This is a genomic window from Streptomyces sp. NPDC058291 (assembly GCF_042880855.1).
Taxonomy (GTDB): Bacteria; Actinomycetota; Actinomycetes; order Streptomycetales; family Streptomycetaceae; genus Streptomyces.
Genome location: NZ_JBHVYK010000009.1, coordinates 51184 through 66696, shown reverse-complemented (window position 1 = coordinate 66696; position 15513 = coordinate 51184). Strand labels below are relative to the sequence as shown.

The following is a 15513-nucleotide window of genomic DNA, read 5'->3' as shown; positions in this document are numbered from 1 at the left end:
GGGTCCCCGGCGGCGGTGGACGAGTCGTCCTCCGGTGCGCGCGGCGGGTCTCCGGGCGAGGCGGCAGGCGCGGGGACCGAGCGGTCGGGGCCCGTGGCCGGGTCCCCGGCGGCGGTGGACGAGTCGTCCTCCGGTGCGCGCGGCGGGTCTCCGGCGTCGCCGGGCGGGCCCTCGGCGTCCCTGGGGGAGTTCGGGCCGCCGCCCGTGATGGACCGGGTCGTCGCGGCTCCGAGGGACGCGTCCGCCGGCGTGCCCGGACCGCGCGACGCCGAACCGACGACGGGTGGGACCGGACGTCCCGGCCGGGTCTCCGTCACCGTGGCGGCCGCCGCGACGCCGGGCGAGGGCGGCCGTGGACGACGTCTGAGCTGCAGTGTCGCGCTGGCGGTCGCGGGAGCGCTGGCCGCGGTGACGGTCGGTTCGGTGTTCTTGTTCCAACTGCTTCCGGGCGGCGACGACGACCACGACTCCGCCTCCGGCAGTGACTCCCACTCCTCCCCGCCGTCCGCCGCCCAGACCCCGGCCCCCACCGGCGGCGGCCCGGCCCCCACCGACGGCGGGACGGCCACCGCGCTCCCGGCCCGCTATGTCGGCACCTGGGAGGGCCAGGGCAACGGCCTCGACGGTTCCCTCCCGATGGGCACGTTCCGGGTCACCGTCCAACGGGCCGACGTCGGCGAGAAGTTGGGGGAGCTGCGGCAGACGGACGTGCTCGGCGGGGTCTGCGTCGACGTGCTGACGCTGAAGCAGGTGAGGCCGAAGGAGGTCGTCGCCACGTCGGTCGGCGCGCGCAACAACCACGCCGGCTGCAATCCGACGGCCCACACGATCCGCCTCACCCCGACCGGCGACGACCTGACCTACGCCTCGGACAGCGCGGCCGAGGGCAACCCGGTGGCGCGGATGTCACGGGTCGACTAGAACGCCCCCGGCCGGACCCGGTGACCGGATCCGGTCACCCGGTCCCGCGCGGGTCCCTACGATCGCTGACGATGAGCACACCTCCCGACGACCTGACGCTGGCCGCCGTCGCCGCGCTGTGGGGCGCTGTGGCCGGAGCACTGCTGCCGCGGGCGGCCTACCGCTTCTCCACACCGTGGGAGGAGGCGGACGGCGGCTGGCGGACGGCCTGCCCGGCCGGCCACCCGATCCGCGGGTGGCTCGGACGGGCCCGGTGCGCCGAGTGCGCCGAGCACGACGTACCCGCTGGGCGCGGTGAACGTGCCGGGCACGATGTACGCGCTGGGCACGATGTACGCGCTGGGCACGATGTACGCGCTGGGGACGGTGAACGTGCCGGGCGCGACGTACGCGCGGGGCACGGTGAAAACGCGGGGCACGGCGAACGCGCCGGGCACGGCGAACGCGCCGGGCACAGTGAACGCGCTGGGCGCGGCGAGTGCCGCAAGTGCGCCGAGCCGGATGGCTCGCAGGACACGGCAGCGAAGCCTCCCGCGTCCCCCACGCCACATCCTTCTCCGACTCACGCTCCGGCCCCCGGCCCCGCCTCCCCCTTCCCCGGCCCCTCCTACGCCCGTGGCGCCGTCGTGCTGCCCGTGCTCACCGCTCTCGTCTGCGCGGCGCTCGCCCTCGCCACCGGTGTCCGGCCCGAACTGGCCGTGTGGCTGGTGCTCGCGCCGGCCGGGGTGCTGCTCGGCGTCGTCGATCTGCGGGTGCGCCGGCTGCCCGATCCGCTCACGCTCCCGCTCGCGGCCGCCGCCCTGCTCCTGCTGGGCCCCGCCGCACTGCTGCCCGAGCACGCGGGCGAGTGGACGACGGCCCTGCTGGGCGCGCTCGCCCTCGGCGCCGGCTACCTCGTCCTGCACCTGGTCAATCCGGGCGGCATGGCGTTCGGCGACGTGAAGCTGGCGCTCGGGGCGGGCGCCGTCCTCGGCTGGTACGGCTGGCCCACCGTCATGCTGGGCACGTTCGCGGCGTTCCTTTCGGGCGCGTTGTGCGGGGGCGTGCTGGCCGTCGTGCGGCGGACGGGACGCAAGACGCTGATCGCGTTCGGGCCGTTCCTGCTCGTCGGGACCCTCGCGGGGCTGCTGATCGGCGCGTACGCGGCCTGAGGTCCGGGCGTCGGAACGTCTGGCGTAGGCTGGCCGGGTCTGTCCACAACCCTTGACGAAAGGGACGCTCCCGGTGACCGAGAAGGCCGACCTTCAGTCCGTCCTCGACCGTGCCGCCGCCGGTGGGCGGATCACTCCGGAGGAGGCGCTCGACCTCTACCGCGACGCGCCCCTGCACGCGCTCGGCGCCGCCGCCGACGCCGTGCGCCGCCGGCTGTACGCGGGAACCGAGCACATCGCGACGTACATCATCGAGCGGAACATCAACTACACGAACGTGTGCGTCACGGCGTGCAAGTTCTGCGCCTTCTACGCGGCCCCCAAGGACACCGCCAAGGGCTGGACGCGCGACCTCGACGACATCCTGCGCCGCTGCGCGGAGACCGTCGAACTGGGCGGCACGCAGATCATGTTCCAGGGCGGGCACCACCCGGACTACGGCGTCGAGTACTACGAGAAGCACTTCGCGGCCATCAAGGAAGCGTTCCCCCAGCTGGTCATCCACTCGCTGGGCGCGTCCGAGGTCGAGCACATGGCGCGGATCTCGGACGTGACGGTCGAGGAGGCCATCACCCGTATCCACGCGGCCGGCCTCGACTCCTTCGCCGGCGCCGGCGCCGAGCTGCTCCCCGCGCGTCCGCGCAAGGCCATCGCCCCGCTCAAGGAGTCCGGCGAGCGCTGGCTGGAGATCATGGAGATCGCGCACGGGCTGGGCGTCGAGTCGACGTCCACCATGCTGATGGGCACCGGCGAGACCAACGCCGAGCGCATCGAGCACCTGCGGATGATCCGTGAGGTGCAGGACCGTACGGGCGGCTTCCGGGCCTTCATCCCGTACACGTACCAGCCCGAGAACAACCACCTGAAGGGCCGCACCCAGGCGACCCTCTTCGAGTACCTGCGGATGATCGCGATCGCGCGCCTGTTCCTCGACAACGTCCGTCACATCCAGGGCTCCTGGCTGACGACGGGCAAGGAGGTCGGCCAGCTCTCCCTGCACTACGGCGCGGACGACCTCGGCTCGATCATGCTGGAGGAGAACGTCGTCTCGTCGGCCGGCGCCAAGCACCGCTCCAACCGCATGGAGATCATCGACCTGATCCGGAAGGCGGGCCGCGTCCCGGCGCAGCGCGCTACGACGTACGAACACCTCGTCGTCCACGACGATCCGGCGAACGACCCGGTCGACGAGCGGGTCATGAGCCACATCTCGTCCACGGCGATCGCGGGCGGCACGGCGCACCCCGAGCTGAAGCTGCTCGCGTCCAACTAGCCCGCGCATGCTGACCATTCACGCGGACTCCCGAGGCCGGGCGCTCGCCGTCAAGGGCGCGTGGATCGCCGGCGCCGGATCGCCTGAGGAACTCCTCGCCGCCCACCCGGGCGCGCGGGTGCGGTCCTGGCCCGGCATCCTCACGCCCGGGCTGATCAACCTGCACGGCAACGAGCTGCTGGAGGAGGCGTACCACCCCGACCCGCGCGAGGCCGACGACCTGGGCGTCGAACCGCTGACCGGGGACGCGTTGGCGGCGCTGGCCCTGGACGACGTCCGCTGGGGTGCGAGCGCCCGGCGCGGGGTGCAGCGCATGCTGGCGCACGGCACGGTCAGCGCGGCCTGCGAGGAACTGCGCAACCGTGCGGTGCGCGATGCCGTGCACCGTACCGGTCTGGCGGTCCTGGGCCGGATCGGGCGCCCGGGCGGGACGCCCTCGCTCGATCCGTACGCCGCCGGGCTGCCGGTGGAGTTCGCGCCGCCGCGCGAGCGGAACGACGCGGCCCGGTTCGCGGTGTTCGACGTACGGGACGAGGCCGAGCTCGCGGAGCGTGGTGCCGGCACGTGCGTCGCCACGGTGCTGGACGGCCGCCTCGTGTACAGACGCCGGTAGAACCCCCCTCGGCTGCACGGGCCGACCGGTCGTCCGCCGGCAGCATCCCGCCTCGACGGCCGGGTGTCCGGCGCACCCTCTGCTTCGGCGGCCGGCTGCCCGGCCGCCCGCTCGCCTGGTCGTCTACTTCGAGAACGCCTCCGCGAACGCGCCCGAACTCTGTGCGACGCCACTGCAGTCGGTGAGGGCGTCGTTCCTGGCCGAGTCGGCGGCCGAGCATTGCTGGTCGCGGAACGTCGACCACATGGAGACCCAGGAGATCCCCTTCGCCACGGCGAACGCCCGCACCTGAGCCGCGTCCGCGAGCGAGAACGTCTCGTTGGCGACGTCGTTCGTCCCGATCATCGACGTGAGGGCCATTCCCTTCCACGCGCCGGCGTCCGTCGTGCCGAACACCTTCTTCAGCTGCGCCTGCGCCGCGGTCGCCGAGGCGATCGCGTATCCGCCCATGTCACCGGCGTAGGACTCGCCGTAGTTCATCGTCATGAGGTTGACGGTGGAGACCTGGACGTCGTACTTGTTCGCCGACGCCAGCAGCGCCAGGCCGTCGGAGTCCAGCCCGGCGGGCATCACCGGGAGCGTGAAGGAGACCTCCAGGCCGGGGCGTTCCTTCTGGAGCGCGGCGATCGCCTGGGAGCGCAGGGCCACCGAGTCGGAGTCGGTCAACTCGTCGCCCTCGATGTCGAAGTCGGCCTGGGTGGAGCCGGCCGCGTCGAGCGCCCGGCCGTACGCCTGTGCCAGTTCGGAGACGCTGTCACAGGTGGCCGCGAGCTCCTCGCCCGAGGAGCCGCCGAAGGAGACGCGCGCGGTGGCGTCCGACTTCGTCAGCGCCGAGACGCGGGACTTCACGGCCGGGTCGCCGATGGCGTTCGTGCCGTTCCACGTCGGTGTGCAGGTGCTGCCGCCCGTGATGACGAACGCCAGGTTGTACGCCGTCGGCGAGCCGGCCGAGTCGTTGTCCGAGGCCTCCACCGCGCTCACGTACGGCGCGTACGAGGTGCCGGCGGCGTCGTCCGCGGGGGAGGGCGAGGCCGAGGACGAGGGCGAAGGACTGCCGCCGGCCCGCCCGGTGGCCGGGGGAGCCGCGTCCGGCGCGCCGTCGGATCCCGCGGAGCATCCCGTGAAGGCCAGGGCGAACAGACAGGCGACCCCGACCCTCGGCATCAGGAAACTCCTCATTGCGCATGCACCCGCTCTCATGACTTCTGTTTCAGGCCGGAAACAATGCGTGCTTCCGAAAGGGAAATGTCTCACATGGGGGCGGATCGCGCGGGAACAGTGGGCACACAGTCAGTTCATGGACGCAAGCGCGCAAAAGGTGATAACCACCCTTCCAAAAGGGACGATCAACCCTCCCAGGTAAGAGCCGGGTTGCGCAGCGGTTCCCTGGATCTCTCAGTCAAAGGACAGGTTCACGCGTTTCTCATCGGCAGCTCACAAGCAGTGCAGAGTTTGCGCCACATAAAGGCTCCCTAATATCCGGGGAATGCAATCCGAGCCTGCCATCGAAAGCCGTGCCGCCGCTCGCGGCAGCCGTCGCGGCCGCAAACGTGACGACGCCTCCGCCGAGGGGCCCGTGTTCGTTGACAACTCCGGACGCAGATCGAGGCTGCTGCGCCGGTTCGGTCTCCTGCTGGGCGTCGGCTGCCTCGCGTACGCCGCCGTGCTGGGCGCCGCGTTCATGGGCTGGGGCACCTCGTTGACCCCGTCCTCGCTTCTGCCGTTCGGCGACGGGGGCCCGCGCGGCGCCCAGAACTCCGGCCCCGGCGGCATCGAGCCCCAGGGCGGTGCCGGCACTCCGCCCGCCCGGCCCACCGGCGCCCCGCCCGCGGGCACCGCCACCGGCGAGGCGCCCAGCTCCGCCCCGACCGCGACCGCCTCCGCGGCCGCCAACTGACCGGAGCACAGCCACTTTCATGACGACCACCACCTCTCGCGGCCGCCGCCGCGCGCCGACCCGCATGGAGCGCGCGGCGGGCAGGGCCGCGGCGCTGCAGAAACCGCGCGTCATCCTCGCCCTGCTGCTTCTGCTCGCGCTGTCCAGCGTGATGCTCCTCGACGGCTATCTGCGCGCCGAGGTCGGCGGCGACCAGCGCGTGCGCACCGGGGCCAGTTCCAGCGAGGTTCCCGACGACGTCCTCGACGGCGGCCCCATCCTGACCTTCCGGGGCGGCCGGGCCGTGACGGTCTCGGTGCCGGACAAGACCATCGCGCTGACCTTCGACGACGGCCCCAACCCGACCTGGACGCCCCAGGTGCTGGAGATCCTCCGGGAGTACGACGTGCCCGGCACGTTCTTCCTCGTCGGCTCGATGGTCTCCCGCTACCCGGGGATCGTGCGGGACATGGTGGGGCAGGGCGACGAGGTGGGCATCCACACCTTCACCCACGTCGACCTCTCCTACCAGTCGCACGCTCGCGTCCGGCGCGAGATGACGCAGACCCAGCTGGCCCTGGCCGGCGCGGCCGGCATCACCACGACGCTGTTCCGGGCCCCGTACTCGTCGGAGACCGACGCCATCGACAACTACAGCTGGCCGGTCTACAAGGAACTCGGCGAGGACGGCTACACCAGCGTCTTCGTCGACACCGACAGCGACGACTGGAAGCGGCCGGGCGTCTCGAAGATCGTCAAGTGGGCCACGCCGGACGCCGGCAAGGGCGCGTCGGTGCTCTTCCACGACGCCGGCGGCGAGCGTTCGCAGACGATCAAGGCGCTGCCGGCCTACATCAAGAAGATGAAGGCCGCGGGCTACACCTTCACCACCATCAGCGGTGTGCTGCAGCAGCAGAACGCGGCGGCCCGCACCGCCTCGAACACCGCCCGGCAGCAGTCCACGGACACGACGGGAACCCCGGGGACGACGGGGACGACGGGGACGACGGGGACGACGGGGACGACGGGGACGACGGGGACGACGGGGACGTCGGGGGCCGCAGGCCCGACGGGGACGCCTGGGACGCCGGGGGAGCAGTCCGCCGGGCTGCCCGACGGCGCCGGCGGGACGGCCGATCGTCTGCAGGCCGCCCACCGCGAGGCGACCGGCGTCACCCTCTACGAGGGCAAGGCCCTCATCGCCGCCGTCACCCTCGCCGAGTGGACCGTGCCGACGCTGTCCGTGGGACTGATGGTCGTCGGCGTGGCCGTCATGGGCCGCTTCGGGATGATGCTGCTCCTCGCCCGCCGCCACTACAGGCGCCGCAACAGGCGCCGCTTCAGCTGGGGCGCCACCGTCACCCGGCCGGTGAGCGTGATCGTCCCGGCGTACAACGAGAAGGAGTGCATCGCCAACACCCTGAAGTCGCTGGCGAAGAGCACCCACCCCATCGAGATCATCGTCGTGGACGACGGCTCGACCGACGACACCTCGGCGATCGCCCGCGATGCGGCGGCGACCCTCGGCATGACGAACGTCCGGGTCATCCGCCAGGAGAACGCGGGCAAGCCCGCCGCCCTCAACAACGGCGTCCGCAGCGCGAGTCACGACATCGTCGTGATGATGGACGGCGACACCGTCTTCGAGCCGGAGGCCGTGCACCAGCTGGTGCAGCCCTTCGCGAACCCGAAGGTCGGCGCGGTCGCCGGCAACGCCAAGGTCGGCAACCGCGACACGGTCATCGGCGCCTGGCAGCACATCGAGTACGTGATGGGCTTCAACCTCGACCGCCGCATGTACGACGTGCTGCGCTGCATGCCCACCATCCCCGGCGCGATCGGGGCGTTCCGCCGCGACGCCGTGCTGGAGGTCGGCGGCATGAGCGAGGACACCCTCGCCGAGGACACGGACATCACCATCGCCATGCACCGCGCGGGCTGGCAGGTCGTCTACCAGGAGCACGCCAAGGCCTGGACGGAGGCCCCGGGCTCCCTGAAACAACTGTGGTCCCAGCGCTACCGCTGGTCCTACGGCACGATGCAGGCGCTGTGGAAGCACCGCAAGTCCCTGACGGACAAGGGGCCGTCGGGCCGCTTCGGCCGGGTGGGCATGCCGCTCGTGGTGCTCTTCCAGATCGTCACGCCGGTCTTCGCGCCGCTCATCGACGTCTTCACCGTCTACTCGATGATCTTCGTCGACTTCCGGGCCGCCCTGCTGGCGTGGTTCGCGGTCCTCGGCGTGCAACTCGGCTGCGCGGCCTACGCGTTCCGCCTGGACCGCGAGAGGTACCGGTACCTGCTCATGATGCCGCTCCAGCAGCTGGCCTACCGCCAGATGATGTACCTCGTCCTCATCCACTCCTGCATCACCGCCCTCACCGGCGGCCGTCTGCGCTGGCAGAAACTGAAGCGCACGGGCGAGGTCGGCACCCCGGCCGGGGTGAGCCGATGAGCTGGGACCAGCCGCAGGGCGACGGACATCAGCCGTACGCACACCCCGAGCCGTATCCGCAGCAGTACGCGGGCTACGGGGAGCACGGGACCTACGGGGACTTCGAGACCAACAGGGGCCACGGGGACTACGGGACCTACGGGGAGCACGGGACCTACGGGGACTCCGAGACCAACAGGGGTCACGAGGCCTACGGGGACTTCAAGACCTACGGGGACTACGGGGACTACGGGACCACCTGCGTGCAGGGAGCCGTCGTCGAAGAGACGGCCATCCTGCCGACGGCCGAGCCGGAGCCGGAGTCTGGGCAGGGGCAGGGGCAGGGGCAGGGGCAGGGGCCCGGGGTCAAGGAGTCCGGGCCCGCCACCCCCCAGCGCGACCGCTACTTCGACACCCTCCGCGCCCTCGCCCTGATCAGGGTCGTCGCCTATCACACCTTCGGCTGGGCATGGGCCGGGATGGTCTTCCCCTCCATGGGGATCATGTTCGGCCTGGCCGGCACCCTCATGGCCAAGTCGTTGGAGCGTCCGGCCGCGCAGGTGGTCAGGAGCCGTCTGCGCCGACTCCTTCCCCCCTTCTGGTTCTGGGGCGTCTTCGTCGTCCTGGCGATGCTGGTGCACGGCTGGATGCCGGGCTGGGAGATCGTCTACTGGATCGTGCCGCTGGGCGACCCGCCGGGCAACGCCTGGGGCGAGCAGGCCTGGGAGATTCTCTGGTACCTGCGGACGTACCTCTGGTTCGTCCTGCTCTCGCCGCTGCTGCTGCGGCTGTTCCGGCTCGCGCCGGTCCCCGTGCTGGCGCTCTCCCTCCTGCCGGTCCTGGTGCTGACCTTCGTCTGGGCGGGGCCCGAGAACCGGGCCGGCGCCGCCCTGTGGGACCTGTCGACGTACCTCTTCTGCTGGATCCTCGGCTTCGCGCACCGCGACGGAGTCCTGCAGCGCATGAAGCCGGCCCTGGTGGTCGTGGCGTCCCTGGCGGCGATCGGGTTCGGTGGCTGGTACGCCTTCACGCACCAGGCCGACGCCGGCACCTACGACCTGGACGAGAACCCGCTCGCACAGGCCTTCTGGTCGGCCGGCTTCGTCATGCTCCTGATGTGGGCGAAGGCCCGCTTCGGGATCGACTTCGCCTGGCTCACCCGCTTCCGGCGGACGAACCGGATCGTGACCGTCTTCAACGCCCGGGCGGTGACGGTCTACCTCTGGCACGAGATCGCCCTGATCCTGGCCGTCCCGCTGATCGACCGGTTCTGGGACGTCCCCGCGTTCGAGACGTACCTGCCGCTGGACAGCCAGTGGTTCATGTTCGGCGTGGGCTGGCTGCTGATCGGCGTCTTCGTGCTGCTGTGCGGGTGGGTCGAGGACGTCGCGGCACGGAAGAAGCCGAGGCTCCTGCCGTGAGCCGCCGGGGGCAGGGCTGCCACAATGGACGGGTGACCCGCGCTTCCCTGAACAAGCAGCCCAACGAAGTCGCCTCGATGTTCGACCGCGTGGCGGAACGGTACGACGTGACCAACGACGTGCTGTCCCTCGGCCAGGACCGCAGGTGGCGCAAGGAGGTCGCGAAGGCGGTCGGCGCCCGGCCCGCGCAGAAGGTCCTGGACCTCGCCGCCGGCACGGCCACCTCCTCACTGCCCTTCGCGCAGGCCGGCGCCTACGTCGTCCCCTGCGACTTCTCCCTCGGCATGCTCCAGGTCGGCAAGAAGAAGCACACCTGGCTGCCGTTCACGGCCGGGGACGCGACGAGGCTGCCCTTCAAGGACGACGCCTTCGACGCCGTCACCATCTCCTTCGGCCTGCGCAACGTGCGGGACTTCGACACGGCGCTGCGCGAGATGCACCGGGTGACCAGGCCCGGCGGCCGAGTCGTGATCTGCGAGTTCTCACACCCGACCTGGGCGCCCTTCCGGACCGTCTACACCGAGTACCTGATGCGCGCCCTGCCGCCGGTCGCCCGCGCGGTCTCCTCCAACCCCGACGCCTACGTCTACCTCGCCGAGTCCATCCGGGCCTGGCCCGACCAGCCCGCTCTCGCCGAGCACCTGCGCGAGGCCGGCTGGTCGAAGGTCGCCTGGCGCAACCTGACGGGCGGCGTGGTCACCCTGCACCGGGGCTTCAAGAACGCCTGATCTGTGCCGCCCGGCATCCGCGGCCAAGCGTCTGGCGTCTGCCTTCTCCCGTCTGCCTTCTCCCGTCTGCCGTCTGCCACCCGGGATTCGCGGTCCCGGGGGCAGACGTCCGGCATCGGGCGTCCGTCCGACATCCGTCCGGCGTCCGACCGGCATCCGGCATCCGGCGTCCAGCCGGCGTCCGACCGGCATCCGGCATCCGTCCGGCATCCGGCATCCGTCCGGCATCCGGCATCCGTCCGGCGTCCAGTCGGCGTCCGGCATCTGTCCGGCGTCCGTCCGGTTGCGCCGCCGTCACCCCGTGATCGCCGCGAAGGGGTCTCGGGGCCGGTCCAGTTCGCGCTGCAGCCCGCCCCCGCCCGGTCTCGGCACGCGCGGCTCGCGCACGCCCGCGCCACCGCCGCCCTCCCCCTCGGGGAAGTCGAACCACACGGTGACCACGGCGCCGCGCGGCACCTCGACGCCTGGCGGCGGGTACTGCCGCACGACGTGGTCGACGACCGCGTGGCGGAAGTCGGGCCGGTCCGGTGCGGCCAGCAGCACGCCCCGAGCCGCCGCCGTCTCGCGCGCGTCCATGGCCATCAGGCCGACGAGCCTGGGCACGCGCACGTCGGGTGTTTTGAACGGTATGGCCACAGATGTCACCCCCAGCGGTACTGGCAGGGTAGCCGTCCGGGGGGCGGTCCGGAAGCGTCAGGTGTCTTTCCGTAGCCGAGTACTACTCAGGGTCACCAGGCGAGGCGGTAGCAGTGCCCTTCCCGGTCCGACTCCGGGGTGGTGAAGACCTCCGCCAGCCGCATCCCCAGCCGCTGCGCGACGGCGATGGACCGTTCGTTGCGCGCGTCGACCATCGCCACCACTCCCGGTGTCCCGGCCGCCCTCACCCGCTCCAGGGTCATCTGCGCCGCCGCCGTCACATACCCGTGGCCCCAGTGCTGCCGCCCCAGTCGCCAGCCGATCTCGATCTCGTCCTTGGGGCCCCACTCCCACGGCCACGGCTGGGCGCCGGTGAACCCGAGCACCCGGTCGTCGCCGTCCAGCACCGTCCACAGGCAGAACCCGCGTTCGGCGTCGTGCCGGCGCTGGCGGGCGGTGAGCTCCTCGTAGACCGACAGCTCCGCCGATCTGCCGCCCTGGAACTCCATGACGTCCCGGTCGTCGAAGACCCGGTGCCAGGCCACCGCGTCCTCGTCCGTCGGAACGCGCAGCCGTACTACGGGCAGAGCTCGGTTCACGGGGCAGCCCTTCAGCCGGGTGATCAATTCTGCTGAATAGACTGCCCATGTCCAGTGCCGGTCGGCACGCAGATTCCGAACTTGGGGAGATCCCGCCGTGACCGCCGTGAACGAGCCCCACGCCGAGCCCTTCTCCGAGACCACCGCCGATGTGATCGTCGTCGGCGCGGGCCCGGCCGGCTCCACGACCGCCTACTACCTCGCCAAGGCCGGACTCGACGTACTCCTGCTCGAGAAGACCGAGTTCCCGCGCGAGAAGGTCTGCGGCGACGGCCTCACCCCGCGGGCCACGAAGCAGCTCGTGGCCATGGGCATCGACATCTCCGAAGAGGCCGGCTGGCTGCGCAACAAGGGCCTCAGGATCATCGGCGGCGGGGTGCGGCTGCAGCTCGACTGGCCGGATCTCGCCTCCTTCCCCGACTACGGCCTCGTCCGCAAGCGCGACGACTTCGACGAGCAGCTCGCCCGACAGGCCCAGAAGGCCGGCGCCCGCCTCTACGAGCGCTGCAACGTCGGCGCCCCGATCCTCGACGAGCGCACCGGCCGCATCACCGGCGTGCACGCCAAGCTGGGGGAGGAGAAGCGGGAAGTCACCTTCCGCGCGCCGCTCGTGGTGGCCGCCGACGGCAACTCCACCCGCCTCTCCCTCGCGATGGGCCTGCACCGCCGTGAGGACCGCCCGATGGGCGTCGCGGTCCGGACCTACTTCACCTCCCCGCGCCACGAGGACGACTACCTGGAGTCATGGCTGGAGCTGTGGGACCGCCGCGGTCCGGGCGAGGACCGGCTGCTGCCCGGCTACGGCTGGATCTTCGGCATGGGCGACGGGACGTCGAACGTCGGCCTGGGCGTGCTGAACACCTCGGACTCCTTCAAGGAGCTCGACTGGCGCGAGGTCCTCAAGGCCTGGTGCGCGTCCATGCCGGAGGACTGGGGCTACACCCCCGAAAACATGACCGGCCCGATCCGCGGCGCGGCCCTCCCGATGGCCTTCAACCGCAAGCCGCACTACACCAAGGGTCTGCTGCTCGTCGGCGACGCCGGCGGCCTGGTGAACCCGTTCAACGGCGAGGGCATCGCCTACGCGATGGAATCCGGCCAGATCGCCGCCGACGTCATCGTCCAGGCCCACGCCCGCGCCACCCCGGGCCAGCGCGAACTCGCCCTGCAGCGCTATCCGCAGATCCTCGCGGACACCTACGGCGGCTATTACACGCTGGGCCGCGCCTTCGTGAAGCTCATCGGCAACCCGAAGGTGATGAAGATCGCCGCCCAGCGCGGTCTGACCCACCCGCTGCTGATGAAGTTCACCCTGAAGATGCTCGCCAACCTGACGGACCCCACGGGCGGCGACGCGATGGACCGCATCATCAACGGCCTGAGCAAGGTGGCCCCCAAGGCCTGACCTCTCGGCAGAGCCGCCCGGCCGCCCCGGCGCCGGTCGGCAGCCAGGCCGTCACGGTCGGACGGAGGGCCTGGCCTCACGTGACGATGTGTCGGACATGTCGGACACATCGCGGTCTCGGCGTCTGTGGTCGAACGGCCACCGGCGGACACCGACTTGGCGCACCGGAGTTGCTGCGCACCGGAGGGCCTGGGCGGGCCGAGCACTCGGGCATGCCGAGCACTCGGGCGTACGGGGGCACTCGGACGTGTCGGGGCACTCGGACGTGTCGGGGCGTCTGCGCGTGCCGGAACTTCCGCCGCGCAGCGGAGCTCTGTGCGCGGCGAGCGTCGGCGTTCGACTCAGGGCCGTCCGCGCTGACCGGGGAGGCCGCGCGACGCCCCCCGGGTCCTTCGGGCCCGTTCCGGCCCGCACAGGGCCCGTTGTGGGCCGTGTCGGGCCGCGTCAGGGGAGCCCGAAGGGCCGCTGCCCCCCGAGCGGCTGCGGCCCTTGCGTGCGTGCGGCGCCCTCCCGGGCGTCGAGGGGAGCGTCAGAGCACCCGCACCGCGCCGGTCGGCGGGTCGTAGGACAGCGGCTTCTCCGCCACGCCCGTGGAGGGGTTCTGCGCGCCGACGAACATGCCGTCACCGACGTACACCGCCACGTGGTAGGCGCTGCCCGCGCTGCCCCAGTACAGGATGTCGCCCGGCTGCAGGTTGTCCAGGGACACCTGGGTGCCCGCGGTCGACTGGTCCTGCGAGACACGCGGCAGGTCGATGCCGACCTGCTTGAAGGCGGTCTGCACCAGCCCCGAGCAGTCCCACGAGTTGGGACCGGTGCCGCCGGAGACGTAGGCGTCGCCGACCTGGGCCTTCACGAAGGCGAGGACGGCCGCGGCCGAACCGGTCGCCGTGGAGGTGCTGGTGCTGGTGCTGGCGCTGGTGACGTTGTTGCTGCTCGCCGTGGTGGAGAGCGTGGTCCGCTCGGCGGCGCGCGTGGCCCGCTCGGCGGCGGCCTTGCGGGCGGCCTCGGCCTTCTTGGTGGCCTCGGCCTTGGCGTGCGCGAGGTCCTTCTTGGCTTCCTTCGCGGCTGCGGCGGCGGCCGCGTCGCGCTCGGCGTGCAGCTGGTAGTTCGCCGCGGCCTGCTGTGTGGCCTGAGCGGACTGCGCGACCTGGGCGGCCAGGTCGCCGGTGAGCACGGGCAGTTCGAGCGTCTGCGTCACCGGCTCGGCGGCGTTGGCCGTGCCGGCTGCTGCGGCGACGGCCAGCGTGCCGAGGACACCACTGGCGACTCCGGCCCGCATCGCGATCGTCGACGCGCTGCGGCGGGGTTTCCGGTGGCTGCGTATGTGAGCGGTGTGGGACATGGGTACTACCGGTATCAGGGGCTCCTCCATACCTTCAAGAAACGTGTGCTGCGCCACAGTTGTTCAATGGACGCCTCAAATTCCTGTTCCCCCGTTCTTTATTGACGCCGTAACGGACATTGCGGACGCAGGTGATCAAGCCTGTGATCATGGGCTTTCGCCGTTACGTCCGGATTGCCCGCCGCCTACCATCGGTCACGACCGTTGGCCAAGCCCGCTTCTTAAGCGGGTCCGACGAGTGTGGTGGAGGTCACGGAACGGTTACCGGAGCGGCCGCGTCCCGCGCATGCGGCGCGGTGGGTTCCGCTCGTGAACGTGTGCACGCGTCCACGTCCCGCGCCGGACTCCCTCTGATGTGTGAACGCGGACCACTATCAGTACCCGGCGTCCAGCTCCAATTTGCATGCAAGGGAAGCCTCTTGATATTGAGACGGCCCTCGCAGCCTGCGGTGACAAGCGAAAATGTCACTTCTTGTGATCACTCCGACGCTTCGCGTATGAAGATCACCACAGATACGACTTCATGATCGTTCGTCAGGTGGTGGAGATCACAAAGCTTGTGTAATACCCCGTGTCGCAGATCACAGAGCGGCGGGCATAGGATGCGAGGCAGTTGGGCTTGTGACCTGCTTCACATGTTCGCGATCTTCGTCAGGACGGACGGAATCGACGGCGGGTGGGGCGGCCCCGAGTCCGACGCCATCGCCAGCAGTCAGTGCCGACTGAGAGGAGCGAGGAGCGGTGAACGCTTATGCGCCCATCCTCGTACTGGGAGCCCTCGGAGCAGGCTTTGCGATCTTCTCCGTGGTCATGGCCACGCTGATCGGGCCGAAGCGCTACAACCGCGCCAAGCTCGAGGCCTATGAGTGCGGAATCGAGCCGACCCCCACGCCGGCCGGCGGCGGGCGCTTCCCCATCAAGTACTACCTGACGGCGATGCTCTTCATCGTCTTCGACATCGAGATCGTCTTCCTCTACCCCTGGGCCGTCACCTTCGACGCCCTGGGTGTTTTCGGGCTCGTGGAGATGCTGCTCTTCGTGCTCACCGTCTTCGTCGCGTACGCGTACGTATGGCGGCGCGGCGGCCTGGAATGGGACTGAGGGGCCTTTAACG

13 protein-coding genes and 1 pseudogene are annotated in these 15513 nt (G+C 71.1%); 10 read left to right on the top strand and 4 right to left on the bottom strand.

What is annotated here, in order from left to right:
- The 4 genes and pseudogenes from ACFVYK_RS06840 to ACFVYK_RS06825 all read left to right on the top strand — a co-directional run.
- Positions 1 to 921 (top strand): annotated as a pseudogene (locus ACFVYK_RS06840) (serine/threonine protein kinase); the annotation flags it as partial.
- A 635-nt stretch (positions 922 to 1556) separates the two neighbouring features.
- Complete coding sequence (locus ACFVYK_RS06835; RefSeq protein WP_389769478.1) at positions 1557 to 2072, top strand: prepilin peptidase; 516 nt, start codon at positions 1557 to 1559, stop codon at positions 2070 to 2072.
- Positions 2073 to 2145: 73 nt separating this feature from the next.
- Complete coding sequence (gene mqnC / locus ACFVYK_RS06830) at positions 2146 to 3345, top strand: cyclic dehypoxanthinyl futalosine synthase (RefSeq protein ID WP_389769475.1); 1200 nt, start codon at positions 2146 to 2148, stop codon at positions 3343 to 3345.
- Between the two features lie 7 nt (positions 3346 to 3352).
- Positions 3353 to 3958, top strand: coding sequence for a hypothetical protein (locus tag ACFVYK_RS06825; protein WP_389769472.1), 606 nt, complete (start codon positions 3353 to 3355; stop codon positions 3956 to 3958).
- Between the two features lie 123 nt (positions 3959 to 4081).
- Here the strand turns inward: ACFVYK_RS06825 and ACFVYK_RS06820 are convergent, their stop codons facing one another.
- Positions 4082 to 5137, bottom strand: a complete 1056-nt coding sequence (locus ACFVYK_RS06820; RefSeq protein ID WP_389769470.1) for a chitinase — start codon at positions 5135 to 5137, stop codon at positions 4082 to 4084.
- 307 nt (positions 5138 to 5444) lie between these two features.
- Here ACFVYK_RS06820 and ACFVYK_RS06815 point away from each other — a divergent pair, with 307 nt between their 5' ends.
- Genes ACFVYK_RS06815 through ACFVYK_RS06800 form a run of 4 tightly spaced genes read left to right on the top strand, consistent with a single transcriptional unit; the run spans position 5445 to position 10414 of the window.
- Complete coding sequence (locus ACFVYK_RS06815) at positions 5445 to 5855, top strand: hypothetical protein (RefSeq protein WP_389769467.1); 411 nt, start codon at positions 5445 to 5447, stop codon at positions 5853 to 5855.
- Between the two features lie 19 nt (positions 5856 to 5874).
- Positions 5875 to 8286 (top strand): bifunctional polysaccharide deacetylase/glycosyltransferase family 2 protein, encoded by a 2412-nt coding sequence (locus ACFVYK_RS06810; RefSeq protein WP_389769465.1) that lies wholly within the window; start codon positions 5875 to 5877, stop codon positions 8284 to 8286.
- The gene (locus tag ACFVYK_RS06805) at positions 8283 to 9686 is read left to right on the top strand and encodes an acyltransferase (RefSeq protein WP_389769462.1); all 1404 of its coding nucleotides are present in this window, start codon (positions 8283 to 8285) and stop codon (positions 9684 to 9686) included. The genes ACFVYK_RS06810 and ACFVYK_RS06805 overlap by 4 nt, the downstream gene beginning before the upstream one ends.
- A 32-nt stretch (positions 9687 to 9718) precedes the next feature.
- Positions 9719 to 10414 (top strand): demethylmenaquinone methyltransferase, encoded by a 696-nt coding sequence (locus ACFVYK_RS06800; protein ID WP_389769459.1) that lies wholly within the window; start codon positions 9719 to 9721, stop codon positions 10412 to 10414.
- A 294-nt stretch (positions 10415 to 10708) separates the two neighbouring features.
- Here ACFVYK_RS06800 and ACFVYK_RS06795 read toward each other — a convergent pair whose 3' ends face one another.
- Together ACFVYK_RS06795 and ACFVYK_RS06790 are read right to left on the bottom strand one after the other, a co-directional pair.
- On the bottom strand, positions 10709 to 11059 hold the full coding sequence (locus tag ACFVYK_RS06795; RefSeq protein WP_389769457.1) for a PASTA domain-containing protein: 351 nt from the start codon (positions 11057 to 11059) through the stop codon (positions 10709 to 10711).
- A gap of 83 nt (positions 11060 to 11142) precedes the next feature.
- Positions 11143 to 11649, bottom strand: a complete 507-nt coding sequence (locus ACFVYK_RS06790; protein WP_389769454.1) for a GNAT family N-acetyltransferase — start codon at positions 11647 to 11649, stop codon at positions 11143 to 11145.
- Between the two features lie 97 nt (positions 11650 to 11746).
- Here ACFVYK_RS06790 and ACFVYK_RS06785 point away from each other — a divergent pair, with 97 nt between their 5' ends.
- A complete protein-coding gene (locus tag ACFVYK_RS06785) occupies positions 11747 to 13054 on the top strand; it encodes a geranylgeranyl reductase family protein (protein ID WP_370745778.1) in 1308 nt (435 codons plus the stop codon).
- Positions 13055 to 13583: 529 nt separating this feature from the next.
- On the opposite strand, the gene ACFVYK_RS06780 is transcribed toward ACFVYK_RS06785, so the two are convergent.
- Positions 13584 to 14399 (bottom strand): C40 family peptidase, encoded by an 816-nt coding sequence (locus ACFVYK_RS06780; protein WP_389769451.1) that lies wholly within the window; start codon positions 14397 to 14399, stop codon positions 13584 to 13586.
- A 741-nt stretch (positions 14400 to 15140) separates the two neighbouring features.
- Between ACFVYK_RS06780 and ACFVYK_RS06775 the strand changes: the two genes are divergently transcribed.
- Complete coding sequence (locus ACFVYK_RS06775) at positions 15141 to 15500, top strand: NADH-quinone oxidoreductase subunit A (RefSeq protein ID WP_007383963.1); 360 nt, start codon at positions 15141 to 15143, stop codon at positions 15498 to 15500.
- Positions 15501 to 15513: the final 13 nt, after the last annotated feature.